This window comes from Stappia indica (genome assembly GCF_001696535.1).
In the GTDB taxonomy this organism is placed as follows: domain Bacteria; phylum Pseudomonadota; class Alphaproteobacteria; order Rhizobiales; family Stappiaceae; genus Stappia; species Stappia indica.
Genome location: NZ_MBQE01000001.1, coordinates 1,101,331 through 1,123,974 on the forward strand (window position 1 = coordinate 1,101,331; position 22,644 = coordinate 1,123,974).

The 22,644-nt window shown below is 66.6% G+C and carries 22 protein-coding genes; 14 read left to right on the forward strand and 8 right to left on the reverse strand.

Annotated elements, in window-relative coordinates; genetic code table 11:
* Positions 1 to 67: 67 nt before the first annotated feature.
* Genes BBX35_RS05280 through BBX35_RS05295 form a run of 4 tightly spaced genes read right to left on the reverse strand, consistent with a single transcriptional unit; the run spans position 68 to position 3,903 of the window.
* Positions 68 to 799, reverse strand: coding sequence for an ABC transporter ATP-binding protein (locus BBX35_RS05280; protein WP_067216823.1), 732 nt, complete (start codon positions 797 to 799; stop codon positions 68 to 70).
* Positions 796 to 1,641: an ABC transporter ATP-binding protein gene (locus BBX35_RS05285; RefSeq protein ID WP_067216826.1), complete on the reverse strand. Its 846-nt coding sequence runs from the start codon at positions 1,639 to 1,641 to the stop codon at positions 796 to 798. Before BBX35_RS05285 ends, BBX35_RS05280 begins: the two co-directional genes overlap by 4 nt.
* Complete coding sequence (gene livM / locus BBX35_RS05290; RefSeq protein ID WP_067216829.1) at positions 1,638 to 2,963, reverse strand: high-affinity branched-chain amino acid ABC transporter permease LivM; 1,326 nt, start codon at positions 2,961 to 2,963, stop codon at positions 1,638 to 1,640. The genes BBX35_RS05285 and livM overlap by 4 nt, the downstream gene beginning before the upstream one ends.
* A gap of 4 nt (positions 2,964 to 2,967) precedes the next feature.
* The gene (locus tag BBX35_RS05295) at positions 2,968 to 3,903 is read right to left on the reverse strand and encodes an ABC transporter permease subunit (protein WP_067216832.1); all 936 of its coding nucleotides are present in this window, start codon (positions 3,901 to 3,903) and stop codon (positions 2,968 to 2,970) included.
* Positions 3,904 to 4,308: 405 nt separating this feature from the next.
* Between BBX35_RS05295 and BBX35_RS05300 the strand changes: the two genes are divergently transcribed.
* From BBX35_RS05300 to BBX35_RS05310, 3 genes are all read left to right on the forward strand, one after another.
* Positions 4,309 to 5,247 carry a LysR substrate-binding domain-containing protein gene (locus tag BBX35_RS05300; protein ID WP_067216833.1) on the forward strand — a complete coding sequence of 313 codons (939 nt, stop codon included), beginning with the start codon at positions 4,309 to 4,311 and terminating at the stop codon, positions 5,245 to 5,247.
* Between the two features lie 135 nt (positions 5,248 to 5,382).
* Positions 5,383 to 5,916: a flavin reductase gene (locus tag BBX35_RS05305; RefSeq protein WP_208979762.1), complete on the forward strand. Its 534-nt coding sequence runs from the start codon at positions 5,383 to 5,385 to the stop codon at positions 5,914 to 5,916.
* A gap of 33 nt (positions 5,917 to 5,949) precedes the next feature.
* Complete coding sequence (locus BBX35_RS05310; RefSeq protein WP_083206031.1) at positions 5,950 to 6,945, forward strand: P1 family peptidase; 996 nt, start codon at positions 5,950 to 5,952, stop codon at positions 6,943 to 6,945.
* Positions 6,946 to 6,971: 26 nt separating this feature from the next.
* Here the strand turns inward: BBX35_RS05310 and BBX35_RS05315 are convergent, their stop codons facing one another.
* Positions 6,972 to 10,466, reverse strand: coding sequence for an indolepyruvate ferredoxin oxidoreductase family protein (locus tag BBX35_RS05315; RefSeq protein ID WP_067216838.1), 3,495 nt, complete (start codon positions 10,464 to 10,466; stop codon positions 6,972 to 6,974).
* 168 nt (positions 10,467 to 10,634) lie between these two features.
* On the opposite strand from BBX35_RS05315, the gene BBX35_RS05320 reads away from it, so the two are divergent.
* Together BBX35_RS05320 and BBX35_RS05325 are read left to right on the forward strand one after the other, a co-directional pair.
* A complete protein-coding gene (locus tag BBX35_RS05320; protein ID WP_067216841.1) occupies positions 10,635 to 11,114 on the forward strand; it encodes an Lrp/AsnC family transcriptional regulator in 480 nt (159 codons plus the stop codon).
* Positions 11,115 to 11,938: 824 nt separating this feature from the next.
* Positions 11,939 to 12,400, forward strand: coding sequence for a GFA family protein (locus tag BBX35_RS05325; protein WP_067216844.1), 462 nt, complete (start codon positions 11,939 to 11,941; stop codon positions 12,398 to 12,400).
* Here BBX35_RS05325 and BBX35_RS05330 read toward each other — a convergent pair.
* Positions 12,397 to 13,662 carry an NAD(P)/FAD-dependent oxidoreductase gene (locus BBX35_RS05330; protein ID WP_067216847.1) on the reverse strand — a complete coding sequence of 422 codons (1,266 nt, stop codon included), beginning with the start codon at positions 13,660 to 13,662 and terminating at the stop codon, positions 12,397 to 12,399. The two genes, BBX35_RS05325 and BBX35_RS05330, sit on opposite strands and share 4 nt — an antisense overlap.
* A 131-nt stretch (positions 13,663 to 13,793) precedes the next feature.
* On the opposite strand from BBX35_RS05330, the gene BBX35_RS05335 reads away from it, so the two are divergent.
* The 8 genes from BBX35_RS05335 to BBX35_RS05370 all read left to right on the forward strand — a co-directional run bounded on the left by BBX35_RS05335 (position 13,794) and on the right by BBX35_RS05370 (position 19,879).
* Complete coding sequence (locus tag BBX35_RS05335) at positions 13,794 to 14,792, forward strand: sodium:proton symporter (protein ID WP_067216850.1); 999 nt, start codon at positions 13,794 to 13,796, stop codon at positions 14,790 to 14,792.
* A 39-nt stretch (positions 14,793 to 14,831) separates the two neighbouring features.
* Entirely contained in the window at positions 14,832 to 15,608 is a 777-nt protein-coding gene (locus BBX35_RS05340) for a DUF2259 domain-containing protein (protein WP_067216853.1), read from the forward strand.
* 103 nt (positions 15,609 to 15,711) lie between these two features.
* Positions 15,712 to 16,389 carry a ribulose-phosphate 3-epimerase gene (gene rpe / locus BBX35_RS05345; RefSeq protein ID WP_067216856.1) on the forward strand — a complete coding sequence of 226 codons (678 nt, stop codon included), beginning with the start codon at positions 15,712 to 15,714 and terminating at the stop codon, positions 16,387 to 16,389.
* A gap of 105 nt (positions 16,390 to 16,494) precedes the next feature.
* Positions 16,495 to 16,968 carry a hypothetical protein gene (locus tag BBX35_RS05350; RefSeq protein WP_097173512.1) on the forward strand — a complete coding sequence of 158 codons (474 nt, stop codon included), beginning with the start codon at positions 16,495 to 16,497 and terminating at the stop codon, positions 16,966 to 16,968.
* Positions 16,969 to 17,012: 44 nt separating this feature from the next.
* A complete protein-coding gene (gene purB / locus BBX35_RS05355; RefSeq protein ID WP_067216860.1) occupies positions 17,013 to 18,341 on the forward strand; it encodes an adenylosuccinate lyase in 1,329 nt (442 codons plus the stop codon).
* Positions 18,342 to 18,469: 128 nt separating this feature from the next.
* Complete coding sequence (locus BBX35_RS05360) at positions 18,470 to 18,694, forward strand: hypothetical protein (RefSeq protein ID WP_067216863.1); 225 nt, start codon at positions 18,470 to 18,472, stop codon at positions 18,692 to 18,694.
* Positions 18,684 to 19,322 (forward strand): ATPase, encoded by a 639-nt coding sequence (locus BBX35_RS05365; protein ID WP_067216865.1) that lies wholly within the window; start codon positions 18,684 to 18,686, stop codon positions 19,320 to 19,322. Before BBX35_RS05360 ends, BBX35_RS05365 begins: the two co-directional genes overlap by 11 nt.
* A complete protein-coding gene (locus BBX35_RS05370; protein WP_067216870.1) occupies positions 19,319 to 19,879 on the forward strand; it encodes an RBBP9/YdeN family alpha/beta hydrolase in 561 nt (186 codons plus the stop codon). Before BBX35_RS05365 ends, BBX35_RS05370 begins: the two co-directional genes overlap by 4 nt.
* A gap of 141 nt (positions 19,880 to 20,020) precedes the next feature.
* On the opposite strand, the gene BBX35_RS23320 is transcribed toward BBX35_RS05370, so the two are convergent.
* On the reverse strand, positions 20,021 to 21,238 hold the full coding sequence (locus BBX35_RS23320; RefSeq protein ID WP_141687814.1) for a hypothetical protein: 1,218 nt from the start codon (positions 21,236 to 21,238) through the stop codon (positions 20,021 to 20,023).
* A gap of 430 nt (positions 21,239 to 21,668) precedes the next feature.
* Here BBX35_RS23320 and BBX35_RS05375 point away from each other — a divergent pair, with 430 nt between their 5' ends.
* Entirely contained in the window at positions 21,669 to 22,346 is a 678-nt protein-coding gene (locus tag BBX35_RS05375) for a hypothetical protein (protein WP_067216872.1), read from the forward strand.
* A gap of 30 nt (positions 22,347 to 22,376) precedes the next feature.
* On the opposite strand, the gene BBX35_RS05380 is transcribed toward BBX35_RS05375, so the two are convergent.
* Positions 22,377 to 22,592, reverse strand: coding sequence for a hypothetical protein (locus tag BBX35_RS05380; protein WP_067216874.1), 216 nt, complete (start codon positions 22,590 to 22,592; stop codon positions 22,377 to 22,379).
* Between the last annotated feature and the right edge of the window lie 52 nt (positions 22,593 to 22,644).

The window sequence follows — 22,644 nt, forward strand, 5'->3', positions numbered from 1 at the left end:
CCTGGTGCCGGCGAAAATGAGAACACGGGTTCCGGCCGCCGCAGCTCAAGGCCCGGCGGCCGCCGGATCAATGCCTGCCGCCCTCGAGATAGGCCGCCTTCACCTCTTCGCGCGACAGCAGCTCCTTGCCGGTGCCCGACATGGTGATGACGCCGTTGACCATCACGTAGCCGCGATGCGCCAGCTTGAGGGCGTGATAGGCGTTCTGCTCGACGAGGAAGACGGTGAGGCCTTCGGTGCGGTTGAGCTCGGCGATGGCGTCGAAGATCTGCTTGACGATCAGCGGCGCCAGACCGAGGGACGGCTCGTCCAGCAGCAGCAGCCGCGGCCGGCCCATCAGGGCGCGGGCGATCGCCAGCATCTGCTGCTCGCCGCCCGACAGCGTGCCGCCGCGCTGCTCCCGCCGCTCCTTGAGGCGGGGGAACAGCGTGAAGACCTTTTCCAGATCGCCGGAAAAGTGCTTCGGATCGACGACGGCCGCACCCATCTGCAGGTTTTCCATCACCGACATGCGCGGGAAGATGCGGCGACCTTCCGGCGACTGGGCGATGTCCATCCGCATGATCTCGTGCGTCGGCATCCGGGTGATGTCGATGCCCTTGTAGTGGACCGTGCCGTTGCGCGCCTGCGGCGTGCCGCAGATCGTCATCATCAGGGTCGACTTGCCGGCGCCATTGGCGCCGATCAGGGTGACGATCTCGCCTTCATGGACGTCCATGTCGACGCCGCGCAGCGCGACGATCTTGCCGTAATAGGTCTCGACGCCGCGAATCTGGAGGAGGGGTTGTTTCTCGCTCACAGGCCCACCTCTTCTTCCACCTGATCGACTTCGTCATCGGCAACGCCGAGATAGGCGGCGATGACCTTCGGGTCGTTCTTCACCTCGTCCGGCGTGCCATCGGAGATCTTCTCGCCGTAATCCAGCACCACCACGTGGTCGGAGATTTCCATGACCACCGACATGTCGTGCTCGATCAAGAGCACCGAAGTGTCGTGCTCGTCGCGGATGTAGTGGAGCAGCGTGTTGAGCTCCGCGCTCTCGCGCGGGTTCAGGCCCGCCGCCGGCTCGTCCAGGCACAGGAGCTCCGGCATGGTGCACATGGCGCGGGCGATCTCGAGCCGCCGCTGGTCGCCATAGGGCAGGTCCGCCGCCGGCGCATCCGCCCGGTCGATCAGGTTGGTGCGCTCGAGCCAGTACTTGGCCCGGTCCACCGCGCCGGCCTCCGCCTTGCGGAAGCCGCCGAGCCCGAGCAGGCCGCCGATGGTGTAGTTGGACGCCACCATCAGCGGGTTGTGCTGCGCGACCATCAGGTTTTCCAGCAGGGTCATGCCGCCGAACAGGCGGATGTTCTGGAAGGTACGCGCGACCCCGGCCTCGGCCGAGATCTTGAAGTCGGGCATGCGCTCCAGCAGGTAGTGCTCGCCGGTGCGCCGCTTCATGGTGATGCGGCCCTCGGTCGGCTTGTAGAAGCCGGTGGCGCAGTTGAAGACCGTGGTCTTGCCGGCGCCGTTCGGGCCGATCAGGGCGGTGATGTCGCCGCGACCGACATTGAACGACAGGTCGTTCACCGCGACCAGGCCGCCGAAGCGCATGGTCACATGCTCGATGCGAAGGACGGGATCGTCGTTCCAGCGGCTCATCCGTGGCCCTCCTGAACCAGATCGGCGGAAATGCCCTTGGCCTTCTTTCGGTCAAGCGCGATGGAGGGCGCACGGGTCGAGATCAGACCGCGCGGCTTCCAGACCATGATGACGACCATCAGCAGGCCGAAAACGAGCATCCGGTATTCCTCGAACTGCCGGAAGAACTCGAAGCCGCCGATCATCACCACCGCGGCGATGACGACGCCGACCTGCGAGCCGAGGCCGCCGAGCACGACGATCGCCAGGATCACCGCCGATTCGATGAAGGTGAAGCTCTCCGGCGAGATGAAGCCCTGGCGCGTGGCGAAGAAGGAGCCCGCGAAACCGCCGAACATGGCGCCGAGCGCGAAGGCGGTCAGCTTGGTGTTGGTGGTGTTGATGCCGAGCGAACGGCAGGCGATCTCGTCTTCGCGCAGGGCCTCCCAGGCCCGCCCGACCGGCAGCTTGCGCAGCCGCATGGTGACGAAGTTGGTCAGCAGCGCCATCACCAGGATCAGGTAGTAGAGGAAGATGATCCGGTGGATGGAGTTGAACTCCAGCCCGAAGAAGTCGGCGAAACCGCCCTCCCCGCGCTCGAACTCCAGGCCGAAGAAGCTCGGCCGCGGAATGCCGGACAAGCCGTTCGGGCCGCCGGTGAACTCGTACCAGTTGAGCAGCACCACGCGGATGATCTCGCCGAAGGCCAGCGTCACGATGGCGAGATAGTCGCCCCGCAGACGCAGCACCGGAAAGCCGAGGATGATGCCCCAGAAGGCGGCGAGGATGCCGGCCAGCGGCAGGCAGAGCCAGAACGAGAAGCCGAAATACTGGGCCAGCAGCGCGTAGGAATAGGCACCCACCGCGTAGAAGGCGACATAGCCGAGGTCCAGCAGGCCGGCGAGGCCGACCACGATGTTGAGGCCCCAGCCGAGCATCACGTAGGTTGTCACCAGGATCGCGAGATCGAGATACTGGCGCGAACCGCGCGAGCCGAGGAAGTACATCAGCAGGAACGGCAGGACCACGGCGAGCACGAAGAGCACCGGGGTGATGAGGTGGCCGAAGCGCGAGGCCGACGACTGGCTGGGCACCAGGCCGCCGAGCATGGCGGTGACCGGCTTTTCGCTCTTCCAGACGAAGAGGTTGAGCGCCAGGCGGCCGACGAAGACGACGGCAACCGCGATGGCGACCGCGCTCCAGCGGTACTCGATCGACAGACCGCCGATGCTGACGTCGGTCTTCATGCCGATGAGCATGGCGAACAGGCCGAATGCGACCAGCGCGCCCACGGCGGCATCCTTCACGGAGCCGGCGAGCAAATCCTGTTTCTGTGCGGCCATGGTCTCAGACCTTCTCGACTTCGGGTTTGCCCAGGAGACCCTCGGGCATGAAGATCAGCACGATGGCGAGGATCGAGAATGCGGCCACGTCCTTGTATTCAAGGGAGAAGTAGCCGGACCAGAACGTCTCGATAAGGCCGATCAGCAGACCGCCAAGCATGGCGCCGGGCAGCGAGCCGATGCCGCCGAGAACGGCCGCGGTGAACGCCTTAACGCCGGCCAGGAAGCCGATGTAGAAGTCGATGACGCCGTAATAGAGCAGGAACATCAGGCCCGCGACGGCAGCCAGCGCCGCACCCATGACGAAGGTCAGCGAGATGGTGCGGTCGACATTGATGCCGAGCAGCGCGGCCATCTTGCGGTCCTGCTCGCAGGCGCGCTGCGCCCGGCCGAGCGGCGTCTTGGTGATGAGGAAGGTGAAGCCGGCCATCAGCAGCAGCGTCGCGACGATGATCAGGATCTGCATGTAGCTGATCTGGACGACGAAATTGCCCTCCGGACCGACCGTTTCCCAAAGCTGGATGTTGCCGCCGAGCAGCGGCTGCAGCGGCTTGGTGCGCGCGCCCTGCGAGATCTGCACGAAGTTCTGCAGCGCGATCGAGGCGCCGATGGCGGTGATCAGCGGCGCCAGGCGGAACGAGCCGCGCAGCGGCCGGTAGGCGATCCGCTCGACCGTCCAGCCCCAGACCGCGGTCAGCGCCATGGCGATGACCAGCACGAGGCCGAGCGCGAGGATGAGGAGCAGAAGCGGCGTCGCCGCCGTGATGCCCAGCGCGATGATCACGATGAGCGCGATGAAGGCTCCGACCATGAAGATATCTCCATGGGCGAAGTTGATCATGCCGATGATCCCGTAGACCATCGTGTAGCCAATGGCGATCAGGCCGTAAATCGACCCGAGCGTTACGCCATTGATCAACTGTTGGATGAAGTAGTCCATAGGCCCTGTGGTCCCCCTGAAGGACTGGCGGCTTCGCCGTTCTCAGTCCGCAGCACCGCCGACATGGCAGCGGCGCGTGATCATATGTACTTACCAAGCCCCTGTGGGCGGCACAATTCCCCTCGAAAACCGGCACTTAGAAAAGAACATCTTTCCCCTTCGCCGGCAAACGGTACGCGATTGTTCCTCCACTGCGCCCCGATGGCCCTCCCCTTGCCGCAGATGCCATCCGGCGGCCCCGCAGGGCGCGCAATGCACCCGGCGATTTCCGGACAGACCTGTGGCGGGGAATCGAAGCGGCGACGTGGCTCCTCCCGATCGCGCCGTTGACGTTGGGGAAAAAAGTCACAAGGAAACGCCAGTTTCAATTGAAACTTCCCGACATGCTGGTTAGAAAATCTAACGATGAGCACCGGCAACCTGCCTCCTCTCAATGCGCTCAGGGCCTTGGCCGCCCTCGCCCAGACCGGCCGCGTCGGCCTTGCCGCCGACGAACTCGGCGTCACCCATGCCGCCGTCAGCCACCATCTGCGCAATCTGGAGGACTGGTTCGGCATCGCCCTGGTGCGGCGCGTCGGACGCCGCGTCGAGCTGACGCCCGAGGCCGAGCGCATCGCCGAGGTGACGCGCACCTCGCTGCAGCGGATCGGCGACGTGTGCCACGACGTGCTGGAGACGGTGCGCCGGCCGGAACTGTCCATCGCCTGCGTCCCCTCCTTCGGCACGCGCTACCTCATTCCCCGTCTCGTCGACTTCGCGGAAGTGGCGCCGAACCTGCGGCTCAGCCTGCTCTACGCCCAGCATGGGCTGGCGCAGGACACCGACATTTCCATCGACTGGTTCGACACCCCGCCGCTGGCCGAGCGCCATGCGGTGCGCCTGCGGCTGCTGTCCGGCCACACGCGGCCGGTCTGCAGTCCGGCGCATCTGGCCGCCAACGGGCCGTTCGACACGCCGCAAAAGCTCGCCGGTGCGCGCCTGCTGCACGACGAGACCCGCAAGGACTGGCGCGACTGGCTGGCCGAAAACGGGTTGCCGCAGGACCTTGCCGGCCAGGGCCCGGTGTTCAGCGACTTCAACCTGCTGGTCAGCGCCGTGGTCGCCGGCCACGGGGTGGCGCTGTGCGTGGAGACGATGATCGAGGCGGAGCTGCAGCGCGGCGACCTGATCCCGCTCACCGACACGCTGGGCAGCCGCGACCGCGGCTACTGGCTGACCGCCACCCGGCCGCCCGGCCCGGCCGCCCAGCGCTTCATCGAATGGATCGCCGAACGCATGGCGGGCGGGGTCGCGGATGCGCCCGATCTCGGCCGCGCCGACACAAATGCGCCGGCGGCCCCGTGAAACCACTTCGAAACCGCCCTAGGTTAGGATCGATGCTTCACCGCATCCGCCGCACGGACGGGCGGCAACGCGCAAGAACCAGGGACGGGCACGGTCGGGCCATGTGAAGTGGCCGAAGGGACCGGAGGGGACGACATGACGAACAGCTCAGCCTTCAGGACGGGAGGCCTCGGCGGCGAGGGCGCGCAGCCCGTCGACCGCTTCGCCTTCCGCGAGGCGATGAGCCGGCTGGGCACGGCGGTCCACATCGCCACGACCGATGGCATCGCCGGGCGCGGCGGCACCACCGTCTCGGCCGTCGCCTCCGTCTCCGACGCCCCGCCGACGGTGCTGGTCTGCGTCAACCGCCAGGCCCGCATCAACGCCGCGATCAAGGCCAACGGGCTGTTCGCCATCAACACGCTGCCGGCCGAGGCGCAGGACCTCTCCGATGCCTTCGCCGGCAAGGGCGACCTCACCTTCGACGACCGCTTCGCGCTGGCCGACTGGCATCGGCTGGCGACCGGCTCGCCGATCCTGCGCGGGGCGCGCGTCGCCCTCGACTGCCGGGTCACCGACATTTCCGAGATCGGCACCCATTCGGTGATCTTCGGCGAGATCCTGGGCATCGAGCTGGGCGAGCGCGGCCCGGCGCTGATCTATCTCGACCGCGCCTATCACCGCATCTGACGCCCCCTCCTGCAACGACCCGATGAGGCCGCCTTGCGCAACCTGATCACCGATGTGCCGGGCCTCTCGGTCGGCAATGCCTCCTGCGAGAAGCTCAAATCCGGCGTCACCGTGCTGACCGCGGACCGACCGCTGCGCGCCTCCGTGGCGATCCATGGCGGGGCGCCGGGCACCCGCGAGGCGGCCCTGCTCGATCCGCGCTTCACGGTGGAGAGCGTCGATGCCCTGGTGCTGTCGGGCGGCTCGGCCTTCGGCCTCGATGCGGCCTCCGGCGTGCAGATGGCGCTGGCCGCGCAAGGCCGCGGCTTTGCCGTCGGCACGGCGCGCGTGCCCATCGTGCCAGGAGCGATCCTCTTCGATCTTCTGAACGGCGGCGACAAGGACTGGGGCGACACCAACCCCTATGGCGCGCTCGGCCGCAAGGCGCTGGCCGCAGCCGCCCCCGATTTCGAGATCGGCAGCCATGGTGCGGGAGCCGGCGCGACGACGGCAACGCTGAAAGGTGGCCTCGGTTCGGCCTCGGCACAGCTGTCGTCAGGGGCGACCGTCGGCGCGCTGGTCGCGGTCAACGCGCTCGGCAGCGCGGTGCTGGGCGAGGGTCCGCATTTCTGGGCCGCGCCCTTCGAGAAAGGGGATGAGTTCGGCGGCCTCGGCTGGCCGGCAAAGATGCCCGCCCTGCCCGACCGCCCGCGCACCAAGCTCGACGGCCTCAGCGAGGGGGCCAACACCACCATCGCCATCGTCGCGACGGATCTGGCGCTGACCAAGGCCGAGCTGCAGCGGCTGGCGGTGGCGACCCATGACGGGTTCGCCCGCGCCCTGTGGCCGGCGCATACCCCGCTCGACGGCGACCTGATCTTCGCCGCCTCCACGGCCGCGCAGGAGATGCGCGATCCCCTCGCCGAGACGGTGGAGATCGGCGCGGTCGCTGCTGCCGTGATGAGCCGGGCGATCGCCCGCGCCGTCCATTCGGCCAGCCCCGCCCCCGGCGACACGCTGCCGACCTGGGGCCAGCGCTTCGGCGGATAGAGCCGGACCGGCCCCGCGGCGGCGGATTACTCCGCCGCCTCCATCACAGGCGAGCCCTCTCCTTCCGGCGCAAGCTGGGCCAGCAGCGCCTCCCGCCGGGCCATTGCCTTGGCGTGGTTCGCCTCCTTCACCGGACCGAAGCCGCGCACCGTATCGGCAACGCGGGCGAGTTCGACGAGCAGGCCGTAATTCGCCGTGCCGACAAGGCCGGCGATGCGCACGGCATCGGCAAGGCAGAGGCGTGCGAACTCCCGCTCCATGCGCCGCTCTTCAGTGCGGCCGAACGGATCGAAGGCGCCGCCGCGCAGGCGCTTTGCCTTGGCCAGCAGGCGGAAGGCAGTGAAGATCCACGGGCCGAAGGCGATCTTGCGCGGACGCCCCGTGCGCGGGTCGAGCGAGCGGGAGATCAGCGGCGGCGCCAGCAGAACCTTGAGCTTGCGCGGGCTGTCGAACTGCGCCTCCAGCCGGGCGCGGAAGTCGGGCTGCGAGTAAAGCCGCGCGACCTCGTACTCGTCCTTGTAGGCCATCGCCCGGTAGAGGCCGTCGGCGAGCGTGCGCGTCAGCCGCATGGTGCCGTTGCCGGCGCGCTCGTCGGCGGCACGCACGGATGCGACCGCATCGAGGAAGCGCTGGGCGTAGCCCTCGTCCTGATAGGCGGCAAGCTCACGGGCGAGGAACGCGATCCGCGTGTCGAGATCCATCTCGCCCGCCGGATCGACGGCATTGGCCGCCGGCAGGCCGGCAAGGATCTTGTCGGGCGCGGCGAACAGGACGCGGCCGGCATGGAAGGCGGAGAGGTTCTTTTCGACCGCCGCGCCGTTGAGGCGGATCGCGGTGTCGAGCGCGGTGGTCGTCAGCGGCAGACGGCCGGCCTGATGCGCCATGCCGACCAGCATCATGTTGGCGTAGATGGCATCGCCGAACAGCGCCTCGGCGATGCGGGCGATGTCGTGGCCGGCGAAGAGCGGACAGGCTTCGTCCAGCGTCTTCAGCATCCGCGCCTCGTCGAAGGAGAGCGTCTGCTTCATCACGAACTCGGCCGTCGGCGCGACGCGCGAATTGGCAAAGCCCGCCGTGCGCTCCCGGTCGATCAGCGCCAGCTGCTCGGCATTGGTCGCCACCACCATGTCGGAGGCGAGCAGCACGTCGAGGCTGGCGGTCGGGATGCGCGGCCCCTCGATGGCCCGGTCCGCGGTGGAAAAGCGCAGATGCGAGGTCACCGGGCCGCCCTTCTGGGCAAGGCCGGTCATGTCCAGCGTCGAGGCCTGCTTGCCGTCGATATGGGCCGCCATGGCCAGCACCGCCGCCGTGGTGGTGACGCCGGCGCCGCCGATGCCGGCGATCAGCAGGTTGAGCGTCGTCTCCAGCCCGGCGACCCCGGCCTCGGGCAGCTCGGCGACGAGCGCGGCAAGGTCGAGCCCGCTCGCCTCGGCCCGGCGCAGCGAGGCGCCCTCCACCTCCACGAAGGAGGGGCAGAAGCCCTTGGCGCAGGAAAAGTCCTTGTTGCAGGACGACTGGTTGATCCGCCGCTTCTCGCCGAAGGGCGTCGCCAGCGGCTCGATGGAGATGCAGTTGGACTGCACCGAACAGTCGCCGCAGCCCTCGCAGACACGCTCGTTGATGAACAGGCGCATGTCGGGATCGGCAAAGTTGCCGCGCTTGCGGCGGCGGCGCTTTTCGGCGGCGCAGGTCTGGTCGTAGATCAGCACGGTGACGCCGACGATCTGCTGCAGCTCCTCCTGCACGCGCATCAGCTCGTCGCGGTGGAAGACATCGGTGCCCGGCGCAAGGTCGCGGCGGCCGACATAGGCGTCCGGCTCCTCGCTGACGACGACGACGCGCTCGACCCCTTCCGCCTCGAGCTGGCGGGTGAGCTGCGGCACGGTCAGGGTGCCGTCGACCGGCTGGCCGCCGGTCATCGCCACCGCGTCGTTGTAGAGGATCTTGTAGGTGATCGGCACCTTGGAGGCGACGGCCTGACGGATCGCCAGGATGCCCGAGTGGAAATAGGTGCCGTCGCCGACATTGGCGAAGACGTGGCTATCGCGGGCAAACTCCGACTGGCCGACCCACAACACGCCCTCGCCGCCCATGGCGATCTGGCCGTCGGTGGTGCGGCCCGGGATCTCCGTCATGGCATGACAGCCGATGCCCGGCATGGCGCGGGCGCCCTCCGGCACCACGGTGGAAGACGAGTGCGGGCAGCCGGAACAGAAATACGGCACGCGGGCGGCGCGCTCCGCATGGCCCTGCGACCACATCACCTGCCGGTTCATCCGCTCGGCGACGGCGCGCATCTCGGCGGTGACGAAATCGGCCGGCAGGAAGGCGAGCAGAGCCGGAATGATCTCGGCAACGGCCAGTTCCAGCAGGTCGGAGAGGAACGGATTGCCCTGCGGCGTCATCTTGCCCCAGATCGCCGGACGGGCATGGTCCGGCCAGCCATAGGCGATTTCCTTGATCTGCGGCTCGAGGAAGGCGCGCTTGTGCTCCACGATGAGCAGCCGCTCCAGCCCGCGGCCGAAATTCGACAGGCCGATGGGCTCCAGCGGCCAGGGCATCGCCACCTTGTAGATGGCAAGGCCGATGTCGCGCGCGCGCTCCTCGGTGAGGCCGATCAACTCGAACGCCTGGCGCAGGTCGCGATAGGCCTTGCCGGTGGCGACGATGCCGATGCGCGGGCGGCTGGCGCCGAAGGCGACCCGGTCGAGCCCGTTTGCCCGCACATAGGCGCGCGCGGCGGGAATGCGCACGTCGCGCAGCAGCCGCTCGGTCTCCAGGCGATTGCCGAGCAGCAGGACGCGGTTGAGATCGTCGTGCCGGCGCGGGTCGCGGTCCTCGGGGAAGACGAAGTCGAGGCGCGCCGGATCGACGGAGATGGTCGCCGAAGCGTCCATCGTGTCGGCAAGGCAGATCAGTCCGCTCCACAGCCCGCTGAAGCGAGACATGGCAAACCCGTGCAGCCCGTAGTCCAGCACTTCCTGGATGTCGGACGGGTTCAGCACCGGCATCTCGACATGCTGGAAGAAGAACTCCGACTGCGCCGGGAGGATCGAGGACTTGGCGAGGTGATCGTCGCCCGCCAGCGCCAGCACGCCGCCATTGGCCGCCGTGCCGCTGGCATTGGCCTGGCGCAGCACGTCGCCGGCGCGGTCGACGCCGGGCGCCTTGCCGTACCAGATGCCGAAGACGCCGTCGTAATCGCTGCCCTTGCCGTGATGGGCGACCTTCTGGCTGCCCCAGACGGCGGTGGCGCCGAGCTCCTCGTTGACGCCGGGCTTGAACACGATGTCGGCCGGCGCGAGATGGCGCTTCGCACGCACCAGCTCGGTGTCGAAGCCGGCGAGCGGCGATCCGCGATAGCCGGAGATGAAGCCGCCGGTCTTCAGCCCGCTCGCCCGGTCGAGCCGGCTGCGGTCGAGGGCGAGGCGCACGAGAGCCTGAATGCCGGTCAGGTAGACACGGCCGTCGTTGGAGACGTATTTGTCGTCGAGGGAGACAGAGCGCGTGATGGCGTTCATGGAGACGGCCTCCTCATCCGTCCAAGAGGGTCGCGCGCGAGGGGGCGTGAAGCGCCCGCACCCCGCGCAAGCTGCTGGGACCCAATATGCTCCTTCTATGAGTGAAATTCTGTGCTATCGTGCCCGAAAGAGACCCTAAAACCGCACGGAATTTCCCCTCGACAGCTCATGAGCGAAAAAAACCTTCTGGATCCGTCCGATATCCGCGTGCTGCAGATCATGCAGCGGGATGCCTCCCTCTCCATCGCCGAAATCGCCCGCGAGGCGGGCATGAGCCAGACCCCGTGCTGGCGCCGCATCAAGAAGCTCAAGGAGACCGGCGTGATCCGCCAGGTCGTCGCCGTGGTCGACCGGGAAGCGGTCGGGCTCGGCTTCGTCGCCTATGCCTTCGTCAAGCTGGCGGTGCCCAGCCGCGAGAACATGGAGACCTTCGACAAGCTGCTGCAGCGCTGGCCGGAGGTGGTGATCTGCGAGCGCATCACCGGCGCGGTCGACTACCTGATCAAGGTCGTCGCCAGCGACATCAAGGCCTATGACGACTTCCTGCGGCTGAAGCTGCTCGACAACACGCTGGTCTCCGACGTGCAGTCGCGCATCGTCGTCAGCACGGTGAAGCACACGGTGGCGCTGCCGATTCGCGAGACGTGAGGGGGAAGCGCCGCAATCCCCACCGCTGTCATGCCTGCGAAGGCAGGCATCCAGTATCCGCCGGGGCGTGTGGGGTTGCGAAAGCGGATGCCTCTCGGCGAAGGGCGTTCGCGGCAGTGACGAGGTCTGAGCCGAACCGCTCGGGGGTACTGGTTCCCGGTCTTCGGCTGCGCCGAAACCGGGATGACACACGGTGTGTGGGCGCGCGTGGGCGCATCCTCGCGGCCGCTCTGGAAATCAATAGGCCCCGGCTCTCCGGCTTCGCCTGCGGCCGGGGTGACGGCAGAGGGAATGGGAGGCCATGCCCCTCTCTCAGGCCGTCATCCCGTGCAAGGCGCAGCCGCGACCCGGCACCCATTGGCACCCTCGGCAAGCGTGAGGCGGGAGCGCTTCGCCACCTCCACCGCTGTCATGCCTGCGAAGGCAGGCATCCAGTATCCGCCGGGGTGTGTGGGTTTGCGAAAGCGGCGGCCCCTCGACGAAGAGCGCTTGCGACAACGCCGAGGTCTGAGCCGAACCGCTCGGGGTTACTGGATCCCGGTCTTCGGCTTCGCCGAAACCGGGATGACACACGGTGTGTGGGCGCGCGTGGGCGTGTCCTCACTGCCGCTCTGGAAACCAATAGGCCCCGGCACTCCGGCTTCGCCTGCGGCCGGGGTGACGGCAGAGGGGATGGGAGGCCGTGCGCCTCCCCTCAGCCAATGGTCGCATCCGCTTGACCCTGCACGCGGACAGGGCAGAGTGGCGGCGCGCGGGTGCAGGCTCGCGATGCCGCAATCGGGTGCGGCGCATTCGGGAAACACCACTTCGGGAAAGGACAGACGATGGGACACACTGCCGGGCCGCTGACGGGGAGCTGCCGCTGCGGGGCGACCACGATCGCGATCACCGCCGATCCGCTGATGACCGCCGCCTGCCATTGCCGGGGCTGCCAGAAGATGAGCTCCAGCGCCTTTTCGCTGACCGCGATGGTGCCGGCCGAGGCGTTTTCCGTCACCGCCGGCGAGCCGGTGAAGGGCGGCATCCAGGGGCCGCAGCTCGACCATTATTTCTGCCCGTTCTGCAAGACATGGATGTTCACCCGCATCACCGGCTTCGAGGCGGTGGTCAACGTCCGCCCGACCATGTTCGACGACGAGCGCTGGTCGCGCCCCTTCATGGAAACGATGACGGCGGAAAAGCTCGCCTGGGTCGAGCTGCCGGTGGCGCGCAGCTTCGAAGGTTTCCCGCCGCCGGAAGAGTTTCCCCAGCTGATCGCGGAGTTCGCCGCGCGCGACGGCGCCTAGCCGACCAGGAAGCGCGAGGGCGAATAGGGCTGCGGGTCGGCCAGCGGCAGCATGTCGGTGACGAGGTCGGCCAGCAGCCGCGCCATCGCGGGGGCGAGGGAAAAGCCGTCGCGCATGTGGCCGACCGACAGCCACAGGCCCGGCATGCCGGGCATTTCGCCGACGATCGGCAGTTGGTCCGGCACGAAGACGCGCACGCCCGCGACCGGCAGGTCCTCCACCGCAGAGCCGAGCGGCAGCAGCCCCTTGGCGATGGACGCGGCCCGGTGCAGGGCATTGGCGCGCACCGGAACGCCGGCAAGCGCGCGGGCCGTCGACATCAGCTCCGTGCCGCCGACCAGCCGCAGCCCGCGCTCCATCGGCGTCAGCGTGAAGCCGCCCTCCTGATCCGTGACCGGGCGGGTCAGCGACACGCCGGACACGGCGCGAAAGTGGCGATGATAGGTGCGGCAGGCGGCCAGCGGCATGGACAGGCCGAAGCGCGCCAGCACCGGCGTCACACCCGCGCCCAGCGCCAGCACGACGATGGGTGCGCCGACCTCGCCGCGCACGGTACGCAGCGCATAGCCCTGCCGCGTGTCGAGAAGCGTCGCGGCATCGCCGATCTCCACCTCCCCGCCCCGCTCGCGGAAGAGCCGGCCATAGGCCTTGGCAACGCCGCCGGGCGAGGAGACCGACTGGCTCTCCGGCCAGTAGATCGCCGCTTCCTCCAGCGAGCGCAGATGCGGCTCGAGGCGGACGATCTCGACCGCATCGAGATCCGAATAGGGCACGCCGAGAATGCGGGCGAAATGCCGGTCGATCTCGGCCAGTTCGCAGGCGCGGGGCGAGCGCAGCAGCTTGATCCAGCCGGTGCGGCGGAAGAAGCGCAGGGCGCTGGCCGCCCGCGCCAGGGCGAGATGCTCGGCCGCCGCCACCGCCTGCAACGGGGCGAGCGCGCGGGCGGCACGCGCCACCGCCGCCGGCTGGGCGGCAAGCCGGCATTCGGCGAAGAAACGCGACAGGTCGGGCAGCGAGCGCGAATCGATGCCGAAGCCCCGGCGCCGGGTCAGCGCGCTGCCGACGATGCCCGGCAGGGTCAACGGCACGGGCACCGGCGAGTAGCCGTCGCGGCCCAAAAGCCCGTCATTGCCCCGGGTTGCGTCCTCTCCCGGCGCATCCCGGTCGACGAGAAGCACGCGCAGGCCCCGCCCCTGCAGGTGCAGGGCGGCACTCGTTCCGGTGATGCCGGCGCCAAGGACGATCGCGTCGAAGCTGCGCATACGCTTTTCGACACCGTTCACAATCGCCTTGCAAGTGGAAGACGCTCTCCACGATACTCAAGGTCCTGAAATTGTTCCCGCCCGGCGCCGTTGCGGCGCCACACGCCTCCTTTTTTCGGAAAGTGTCCGACATGCCGGCACTCGCCCTGCCGCTCTCCCTTCTTGCCTGGCTCGGACGCCAGGGCACCCGGGCCGTCGCGATCAGCGCCCTGCTCGGCATGGTGCTGCCGCCGCTCTCGGCGCTGTTCCGTCCGCTGGTCGAGGAAGCGATCTTCGTGCTGCTGGTGCTGGCCTTCCTGCGGGTCGATCCGGTCGCCGTGGTCGCCCATGTCCGCCGGCCGAAACTGGTGGCCCTGTCGCTGGTGTGGATGCTGCTGGCCGTGCCGATCGCTGTCGGGCTCCTGCTCAAGGTCAGCGGCCTGACCGCCCTGCATCCCGACATCGCGCTGGCCGCCTTCATCGTCACCGCCGCCCCGCCGATCATGTCGGCGCCGGCCTTCATCGCGCTGATCGGCCTCGACGGAGCGCTGTCGCTGGCGCTGGTGGGCTGCGGCATGCTGCTGACGCCGATCACCGCGCCGCTGATCGGCGGGCTGCTGCTCGGCGAGAGCCTGCCCATCGACGCCTTCGCGCTCGGCCTGCGCCTGACCGGGCTGCTCGCCGCCTCCGCCGGCATGGCGCTGCTGATTCGCCGCTTTGCCGGCAATGCCCGCGTCGTCGGCGCCAAGGAGCATATCGACGGGCTGAACGTGCTGATCCTGTTCATCTTCGCCGTGGCGGTGATGGACGGTGTCGCCGAGCGCTTCATGGCAGCTCCCCTGTTCACCCTGGCGGTGGCGGCGCTGACCTTTGCCGTGGCGCTGACCCAGATGGGGGTGACGCTGCTGGTCTTCTCGCGGGTGCGCCGCGACCAGGGCTTCGTCATCGGCCACGCGGTCGGCAACCGCAACATGGGCCTCCTGGTCGCCGCGCTGGGCGGAACGCTGCCGGATCTCGCCTGGCTGTATTTCGGGCTCGGCCAGCTGCCGATCTACCTGCTGCCCTGGCTGCTCAAGCCGCTGGCCAACCGCATCGCCGCCGATCAGGCGGAACGTGACCGGGATCACGGAAGCGCCGCGCCCGGCGGCTAGTCTGGCGGGCACCGCAACCCCGACCCGGGAGACTGGCCCATGCGCCGCCTGACGCCGAAAGCCCGCACCCTTGCCGCCGCGCCGCTGGCGGCCACCGCCTTCGCCCTGCTGGTCTCGCTCGGCACCACGCCGGCCTTTGCCGGCGACTATGCGCGGGTCGACGTGATGGGCTTTTCGGCAGATGGCAACCGCTTCGCCTTCGAGGAATACGGCACGCAGGACGGCTCCGGCTTCCCCTATTCCAACATTTACGTGTTCGACGTCGACCGGGACGCCTGGCTCGGCAGCAGCCCGTTCCGCCGGCTCGACGAGACGGGCGATGCAACGCCCGCACAGGCGCAGGCCGCACTGGAGCGCACCCGCGAGGCCAATCGCGAAGAGGCATGGGACCTGATCGTTTCGGCCGGGATTGCCGGCCGCGGCGACACGGTGGCGCACAACCCGCCGACCGAGCGCGGCGCCGATCCGCACCTGATGATCGCCTCGATGCGCCCGGACGTGCCCGCCTTCGGCCCGCAGGTGGAATTGCGCCTGACCGAGCACGCCGTGGAGCGCCCGGCGCGCTGCCCGGACGGCTTCGGCGGGATGAAGGGCTTCCGCCTGACGCTGACGCTCGAGGGCGAAACGCGGGTGCTCAACGACGATGCCCGCCTGCCGCAAAGCCGGGGCTGCGCGCTCGGCTACCGGATCGAGCGGCTGGTGCTGCATCACCCGGTGAACGGGGGACCGGCGTCCTTCGCGGTGATCGTGCTGGTGGAGCAGGTCGGCTTCGAGGGGCCGGACGGCCGGCATCTGGCGATCACCGGGCGGCTTTAGGACGCACGCGGGTGCGGACGCGGTGCTTGTGGCACCGGGGTGCCTGTGATAGCGGCTTGCGCCAGATCAGCCTCCCCAAGGTCACACATCGGAGCCGCCGCCCATGACCCGCCCCGTCGTCATTGCCCCGTCCATGCTCGCCTCGGACTTTTCCGCCTTCGGACAGGAAGTGCGCGACGTGGTGGAGGCCGGCGCCGACTGGATCCATCTCGACGTGATGGACGGGCATTTCGTGCCCAATATCAGCTTCGGTCCGGACGTCATCAAGGCGATGCGCCGGCACACCGACAAGGTGTTCGACACGCATCTGATGATCGCCCCGTGCGATGCCTATCTGGAGGCCTTCGCCAAGGCCGGCTCCGACATCATCACCGTGCATGCCGAGGCCGGACCGCATCTCGACCGCTCGCTGCAGGCGATCCGCGCGCTCGGCAAGAAGGCCGGCGTCTCGCTGAACCCGGCAACGCCGGAAAGCGTCATCGAATACGTGCTCGACCGCCTCGACCTGGTACTGGTGATGAGCGTCAACCCGGGCTTCGGCGGCCAGTCCTTCATCCCGGCGATGGTCGACAAGGTCGCCCGCATCAAGGCGATGATCGGCGACCGGCCGATCGACATCGAGGTCGACGGCGGCGTCACTGCGCAAACCGCGCCGCTGGTCGCCAAAGCCGGCGCCAATGTGCTGGTCGCCGGCTCGGCCGTGTTCAAGGGCGAGGGCGTTGCCGGCTACCGCGCCAATATCGAGGCGATCCGCAAGGCCGCCGACGCGGCCGCGGCCTGAATTAGCCGCCTTCCCTTCCGCTTGACCGGCTGCCCGGCGCGGCCGACAGTCGGCGAAATGCGCCGGGCACTGCCGCCCGGCGCGAGAATGGAATGGATCCGACACGTGCGACCGCTCGTCTTCGCCATCGCCTGGGCCGCCTTCATCGGCCTGACGGAGACCGCGCTCACCTTCTGGCGCGGCGAAGCCCTGACGGGCCGCTCGGCCGGGGTCGTCACCGTGTTCACGGTCAGCGCGTTCCTCGGCGCCTTCTGTGCCTGGGGGCTGGCGAGCCTGCTCACCTTCCGCCGCCGCAAGGGGCGGCTGCCGGCGCGCTTTGCCGCCATGATCCTGTCGCTGACGCTCGGCACCGCGGGCTTTTGCGCGGTGTTCTTCTTCCTGCAGCTGCGCTCCTATTATTCGGAATGGCACACCAGCACGATCTCCATGGAGATGTTCTGGCAGTTCGCCTTCACCGGCGCCTCGACCAGCTACATCTTCGCCGTGATGGGCGCCCGCCCGCTGCTGCCTTTCGTCTTCCTGCCGATGCTCGCCTTCTCGTGGTACTTCGCGCGCATTGAGCCGCCGCGCCACGTCTGATAAGGAGCCGGCACACCCCGCCGCTGCCCGAGAAGGACACCCGCATGATCCCGCGCTATTCGCGGCCCGAAATGGTCGCCATCTGGTCTCCCGAGACGAAGTTCCGCATCTGGTTCGAGATCGAGGCCCATGCCTGCGACGCGCTCGCCGAGATCGGCGTGATCCCCAAGGAAGCCGCCCGCACGATCTGGGAGAAGGGCGGCGCCGCCACCTTCGACGTCGCCCGCATCGACGAGATCGAGCGCGAGACCAAGCACGACGTCATCGCCTTCCTGACGCACCTGGCCGAGATCGTCGGACCCGACGCCCGCTTCGTGCACCAGGGCATGACCTCGTCCGACGTGCTGGACACCTGCCTCAACGTGCAGCTCGTGCGCGCCGCCGACCTGCTGCTGGCCGATATCGACGCGCTGCTGGCCGCCCTCAAGCGCCGCGCCTTCGAGCACAAGGACACGGTCTGCATCGGCCGCTCGCACGGCATCCACGCCGAGCCGGTGACCTTCGGCCTGAAGATGGCCGAGGCCTATGCCGAGTTCGACCGCTGCCGCACGCGCCTGATCGCCGCCCGCGCCGAGGTCGCCACCTGCGCCATTTCCGGCGCCGTCGGCACCTTCGCCAATATCGATCCGCGCATCGAGGAACATGTCGCCAAGGCGATGGGCCTTGCCGTCGAGCCGGTCTCCACCCAGGTGATCCCGCGCGACCGGCATGCCATGTTCTTCGCGACGCTGGGCGTCATCGCCTCCTCGATCGAGCGCGTGGCGACCGAAATCCGCCACCTGCAGCGCACCGAGGTGCTGGAGGCGGAAGAGTACTTCTCGCCGGGCCAGAAGGGCTCCAGCGCCATGCCGCACAAGCGCAACCCGGTGCTGACCGAGAACCTGACCGGTCTTGCCCGCATGGTCCGCGCCTACGCGATGCCGGCGATGGAGAACGTCGCCCTGTGGCACGAGCGCGATATCTCGCACTCCTCGGTCGAGCGGATGATCGGCCCGGACGCCACCGTGACGCTCGACTTCGCGCTGGCGCGCCTGACCAACGTCATCGACAAGCTGATGGTCTATCCCGAGCGCATGCTGGCCAACATGAACCGCCTCGGCGGCCTGGTGCACTCGCAGCGCATCCTGCTGGCGCTGACCCAGGCCGGCACCTCGCGCGAGGACGCCTATCGCCTGGTCCAGCGCAACGCCATGAAGGTCTGGGACAGCTACCAGAAGGACGGCAGCGCCGATGTCGACTTCCTGGAGGAGCTGCTGAACGACGCCGACGTGCGCGCCGCCCTGTCGGAGGAGGAGATCCGCTCGCGCTTCGACCTCGGCTACCACACCAAGGCCGTCGGCACGATCTTCGACCGGGTGTTCGGCAAGGCCTGACGGCCGGCTGCACGCGGCGGGCGGGGACTGGCGCCGGTATTGCCTTCCCGCCCGATGCGGCCTAGATTCCGATCGAGGGCAGGCGTCGTCCTGTCCTCTATCGGATCAAGGGCATACTGATCTTCGACATGTCGAAAACACCGGACCCTTTCAGCCTCGACGCGCTCGACGGCATAGCCCGCCGCGCGAGCGAAACGGTGCGCCGGCACGCAGCCGACACCGGCGGCACGTTGCCGGTGCTGCGCGACGGACGTGTCGTCGAGATCGACCCGTCCAGCGCTCCCCCCTCCGCCGCGAAGCGGGGCGGCGAGAGCTCTCGCGTGAAGAAGTTGAAGCTTCCGAATGTCGGTTGATCCGGCGCCGCCGGTTCTGACCATCTTCGCTGGCCCCAACGGCTCGGGCAAGACAACGCTCCGGAACCAGTTCGTCGCCGACGGATACCATCTGGGAGACTATATCAATGCCGACGACATCCAAGCCAGTTGGCACATCCTCGCTCCCGAACTTTCCAGCCGCCGCGAGCGCGAGATGTGGGCCTTTCACGAAGCGGAACGTCAACGCCGGGCCTGCCTGACCGACGGGCGCGACTTTTCGTTCGAAACCGTCTTCTCCCACGAAAGCAAACTCGACTTCATGCGGGATGCCAAGACTGCAGGATATTTCATCCGCCTGCTCTTCGTGGCAACGGACAGTCCGCACCTGAATGTCGCCCGCGTGGCGAAGAGGGTGAAGGACGGTGGGCACGACATCGAAACCGACAAGGTCGTGAACCGCTACCGGCGAACCCTGGACCTGTTGCCGCAGGCGATGGAGCTCGCCGACCACAGTGTCCTGTTCGACAACTCCCACGCGACCATGCACGCGGTCGTCACAATAAAACGCGCCGAAGGCAGACTGACGAGCTTCGGCGTCCAACACCCGCTGCCCAACTGGGCGGAAACCGCACTCAGTGAACACAAGGCCAGACAAGCACAGCCATGAAGATTGCCGAGACCGATATCCTGCTGCTGCCCGGCTACGGCGACACGCCGGCCGGCCACTGGATGCACCGCTGGTGCGAGAAGATGCCGACGGCGCGCATCATCGCCCAGCGCAACTGGTTCCAGCCCGTGCTGAAGGAGTGGATCGACGCCTTGAAGGAGGCGGTCGCGGCCGCGGAGCGCCCGGTGGTGCTGGTCGGCCATTCGCTCGGCTCGATCACCGCGGTACACGCCGCGCACGGCCACGGGCTCGACACGGACAAGATCAAGGCCGCCTTCCTGGTGGCGCCCACGGACCTGAACCGTGCCGAGCCGAAGCCCGCCTTCGACGCCGGCCAGTTCAGCAAGGTGCCGAAAGGTCCCCTGCCCTTCCGCGCCCGGGTGGTGGCCAGCCGCACCGACCCTTACTGCGCCTATGAGGTGGCCGAGCAGATGGCGAAGGATTGGGGCGCGCATTTCCAGGATGCGGGCGATGCCGGCCACATCAACATGGAAAGCGGCCACGGCCCCTGGCCGGAAGGCCTGATGTCCTTCGCCTATCTGATGAAGGACCTGTGAGGGGACCCAGGTTAATGGCAATCCCGGCGCATCCAGTGGACTGACCCAAACGGAAGAGTTTGATTTGGGCTGGGTGACCCGGGGCAATGCGATCAATGGCGGCTTATAGCCCAACACGGATATTACACATTCCAGCCGCTATTAATTCTCGCAACCGTCTCCAGGCCAATGAAGAGGCGAAGTGCTTCGTTCCCGATTTGTGTATACAGGCTGCGCATTTTTTTCCACAAGAGGACTGAATGTGCCGGGGTCACGGGCGTATAATCCCACCATAAACTCTAAAGTATTCTGCGGAGTTGCTAGCATGCAATTCACCATGTCGATGCCGTCTTCTGTCCGTCGATATGTGGAATCAGTCCCATTTGGCCAGTGCACCTTGAACCCGCACATTAGGCCATCATTGTTAGTTAGTATCTCCATCAGTCCTTTGTAATATTTGTCATATGGAATTGCCCGACCGGCCTGATTACCCCAGAAGCGTCGAGCAGTATTTTCGACACTGAAGAATGCAGCAATAAATGCTTTTGCGGATAGCAGGATATTCTCAAGTTCCTTATACGATACTTCAAACCCCCTATTTCCGCTGATTCCACCCCGGCACCGAAACCCCTTTTCGGTTAGAATGTAATCCGAATGACTTATCGCGTTTCGTATTCGGCTATTATAGAAATCATCAAATATCATTCCTACACTCAGATCAGCCTTATTCGAAAGAAATTTAATCAACTCAATTTTCCTACCAGTAGAAATACCACGGCTTTTAAAATGCTTTTTTTCATTATCTGATAGATATTTAAAATATGGGTTAGGGCTATATCCGTCCCCGACCTGAAACCTGAGTAAATTCAGAATCACCTCATAGGGGGCGTCCATCTCTACGATATGCGTGTAAAGTAGGAGGCCCAGTCGCCAATGGGTTTCGTTAGGCTCGCGAAACCACCTTTTAGGTAGTTCTAGCTTGAAGAGCCCATTTAGATCATTGAGGATTGCACGAGACTCTGCATAGGGGTCCCATCCCTTATCTTCCATACCGATCACACGTAGGAGAGATGCGAAGTACCGGATTATGTCATTGCTTATCGGATCTTCCGGGAAAAAAAGCGGCTCAAGCAAATTAATATAACCATCTCGTTTTACATAGAATGGAAGTCGTACATATCTGCCTCTACCAACCCTTTGAAATAGTTCAAAATTCCTGACAGCCCCTCGTTGAGAGTGCCTAGACAAATAGTGACGACACTGAGTTAACGTGTATTCTGGGCAGGCAGATTGTACATCTCCAGCGGCAAACGGCTCCACCAATTTGCCATCACAGATCGCTTTATCAATTACCCTGTAGAAATGCTTATGTCTCGCCATTTATAATTGACCTTATAACTACATCGTCTGTCTATATACGGATGATCTCACATTAGCAGCACATGTCCGAAATGTGCGTGAATGTGGCTTCAGAATGTACCGAGCCCAACCTCTAGTGCCGCAAAAAGCGGAAACCGAACTACCCGTTGGTGCAGGAAGCTGCGAAGAGGCAAAGCGAAAAAACAACAACAAGCCTGAACATATCAACGCCCTGAAAGATCTTTGAGTATCCCTGCCGCAAGACATCCGGGTTTCTCCGGATCTTCGCTTGGCAGACGCGTCCGCCGTTGATATGGAGATTTTCAGGAAATACAAGTTTGAGGCGAGTTCGACGCGAGCAAAGCTCGTCCCGGCGCAAAGCCTTCCCACACAGCAGCGGCATCATCCGATGATCGCGTGCAGTCTCACGTTTCTTGGAAAAGACCTTTCGATGAAAATCAAAAAGACCTTCTTGCGCACCGCACTTCTGCTTTCGATTCCGATGGTCCTCGCCGGCTGCGGCCCGAGCAAGGAAGTGCTGCAGCAGGAGCGGGAGCTGTTCATGCAGGCCCGCGACCGGAAGAGCACCTGCGGCAACGCGGAGAACGACTCACCGGCGGCACGCGCCATCGTGGAAAAGGACCGACTGCGCGGGCTGACGCGCTACACGGAAGCCGATGCGCAAGAGATGATGACCGACCGCACCGACGTCTCCTACATGCCCGGGCACGGCACGCAGATCTCCTACACCTCGGCGGACGGCCGCGCCTGGCTCTGGTATCCGGGCAACCCCCGCATCCTGGAGGGGCGCTGGAAGCTGGACGACAGCAAGGACATGCTGCAGGTCTGCTACGACTACGGTCCCGGCACCCGCAACCCGACGATGAAGGACGCGCCCGCCGGCTTCCAGTGCGGCAGCTTCCACAACCAGAACATCTTCACGCTCGACACCAAGCGCGGCGACGTGTTCGGCCTTGCGACCGCGAAGGTCCTGAAGCCGCTGCCGCGCGATGTGGCCAAGCCCTATTTCCCCGGCTGCGCGCCGGCGAAAAAGCCGTTGCTGAAGAACGGCAAGCCGCCGCTCGACAACCTGCAGCACGACCTCAAGAGCTATATCGGCCGCGCCTGACGCACTCGCCCGGCCCTTTCCCGCGCGCCCTTACAAGGCGCGCGGCCGCGGCCCCATCATCGCGACGAGCCGCCGGGCGACCAGCAAGGCCACCGGCACGGCCAGCAGCAGGCCGACGCCGGCGAACACGGCCAGCAGCCACGGCTCGAAGGCGTTGATGCCGTAGAAGGTCATCGGCACCAGCGCGAAGGCGCCGGCCAGGGTCGGGCCGATGACGATGAAGAGGACGGCGGCAAGCTTCCACATGACAGGCACTCCCGATCAAGGGTCGGGGGCGCGCGGTTCCCGCGAGGGCGCC

Coding starts and splice junctions, on each gene's coding strand:
- purB (WP_067216860.1), top strand. CDS start 17,013: ATGATCCCGCGCTATTCGCGGCCCGAAATGGTCGCCATCTGGTCTCCC.
- BBX35_RS05330 (WP_067216847.1), bottom strand. CDS start 13,662: ATGCGCAGCTTCGACGCGATCGTCCTTGGCGCCGGCATCACCGGAACG.
- BBX35_RS05375 (WP_067216872.1), top strand. CDS start 21,669: ATGAAAATCAAAAAGACCTTCTTGCGCACCGCACTTCTGCTTTCGATT.
- BBX35_RS05325 (WP_067216844.1), top strand. CDS start 11,939: ATGGGACACACTGCCGGGCCGCTGACGGGGAGCTGCCGCTGCGGGGCG.
- BBX35_RS05380 (WP_067216874.1), bottom strand. CDS start 22,592: ATGTGGAAGCTTGCCGCCGTCCTCTTCATCGTCATCGGCCCGACCCTG.
- BBX35_RS05305 (WP_208979762.1), top strand. CDS start 5,383: ATGACGAACAGCTCAGCCTTCAGGACGGGAGGCCTCGGCGGCGAGGGC.
- rpe (WP_067216856.1), top strand. CDS start 15,712: ATGACCCGCCCCGTCGTCATTGCCCCGTCCATGCTCGCCTCGGACTTT.
- BBX35_RS05315 (WP_067216838.1), bottom strand. CDS start 10,466: ATGAACGCCATCACGCGCTCTGTCTCCCTCGACGACAAATACGTCTCC.
- BBX35_RS05335 (WP_067216850.1), top strand. CDS start 13,794: ATGCCGGCACTCGCCCTGCCGCTCTCCCTTCTTGCCTGGCTCGGACGC.
- BBX35_RS05295 (WP_067216832.1), bottom strand. CDS start 3,903: ATGGACTACTTCATCCAACAGTTGATCAATGGCGTAACGCTCGGGTCG.
- livM (WP_067216829.1), bottom strand. CDS start 2,963: ATGGCCGCACAGAAACAGGATTTGCTCGCCGGCTCCGTGAAGGATGCC.
- BBX35_RS23320 (WP_141687814.1), bottom strand. CDS start 21,238: ATGGCGAGACATAAGCATTTCTACAGGGTAATTGATAAAGCGATCTGT.
- BBX35_RS05300 (WP_067216833.1), top strand. CDS start 4,309: ATGAGCACCGGCAACCTGCCTCCTCTCAATGCGCTCAGGGCCTTGGCC.
- BBX35_RS05360 (WP_067216863.1), top strand. CDS start 18,470: ATGTCGAAAACACCGGACCCTTTCAGCCTCGACGCGCTCGACGGCATA.
- BBX35_RS05370 (WP_067216870.1), top strand. CDS start 19,319: ATGAAGATTGCCGAGACCGATATCCTGCTGCTGCCCGGCTACGGCGAC.
- BBX35_RS05285 (WP_067216826.1), bottom strand. CDS start 1,641: ATGAGCCGCTGGAACGACGATCCCGTCCTTCGCATCGAGCATGTGACC.
- BBX35_RS05340 (WP_067216853.1), top strand. CDS start 14,832: ATGCGCCGCCTGACGCCGAAAGCCCGCACCCTTGCCGCCGCGCCGCTG.
- BBX35_RS05365 (WP_067216865.1), top strand. CDS start 18,684: ATGTCGGTTGATCCGGCGCCGCCGGTTCTGACCATCTTCGCTGGCCCC.
- BBX35_RS05320 (WP_067216841.1), top strand. CDS start 10,635: ATGAGCGAAAAAAACCTTCTGGATCCGTCCGATATCCGCGTGCTGCAG.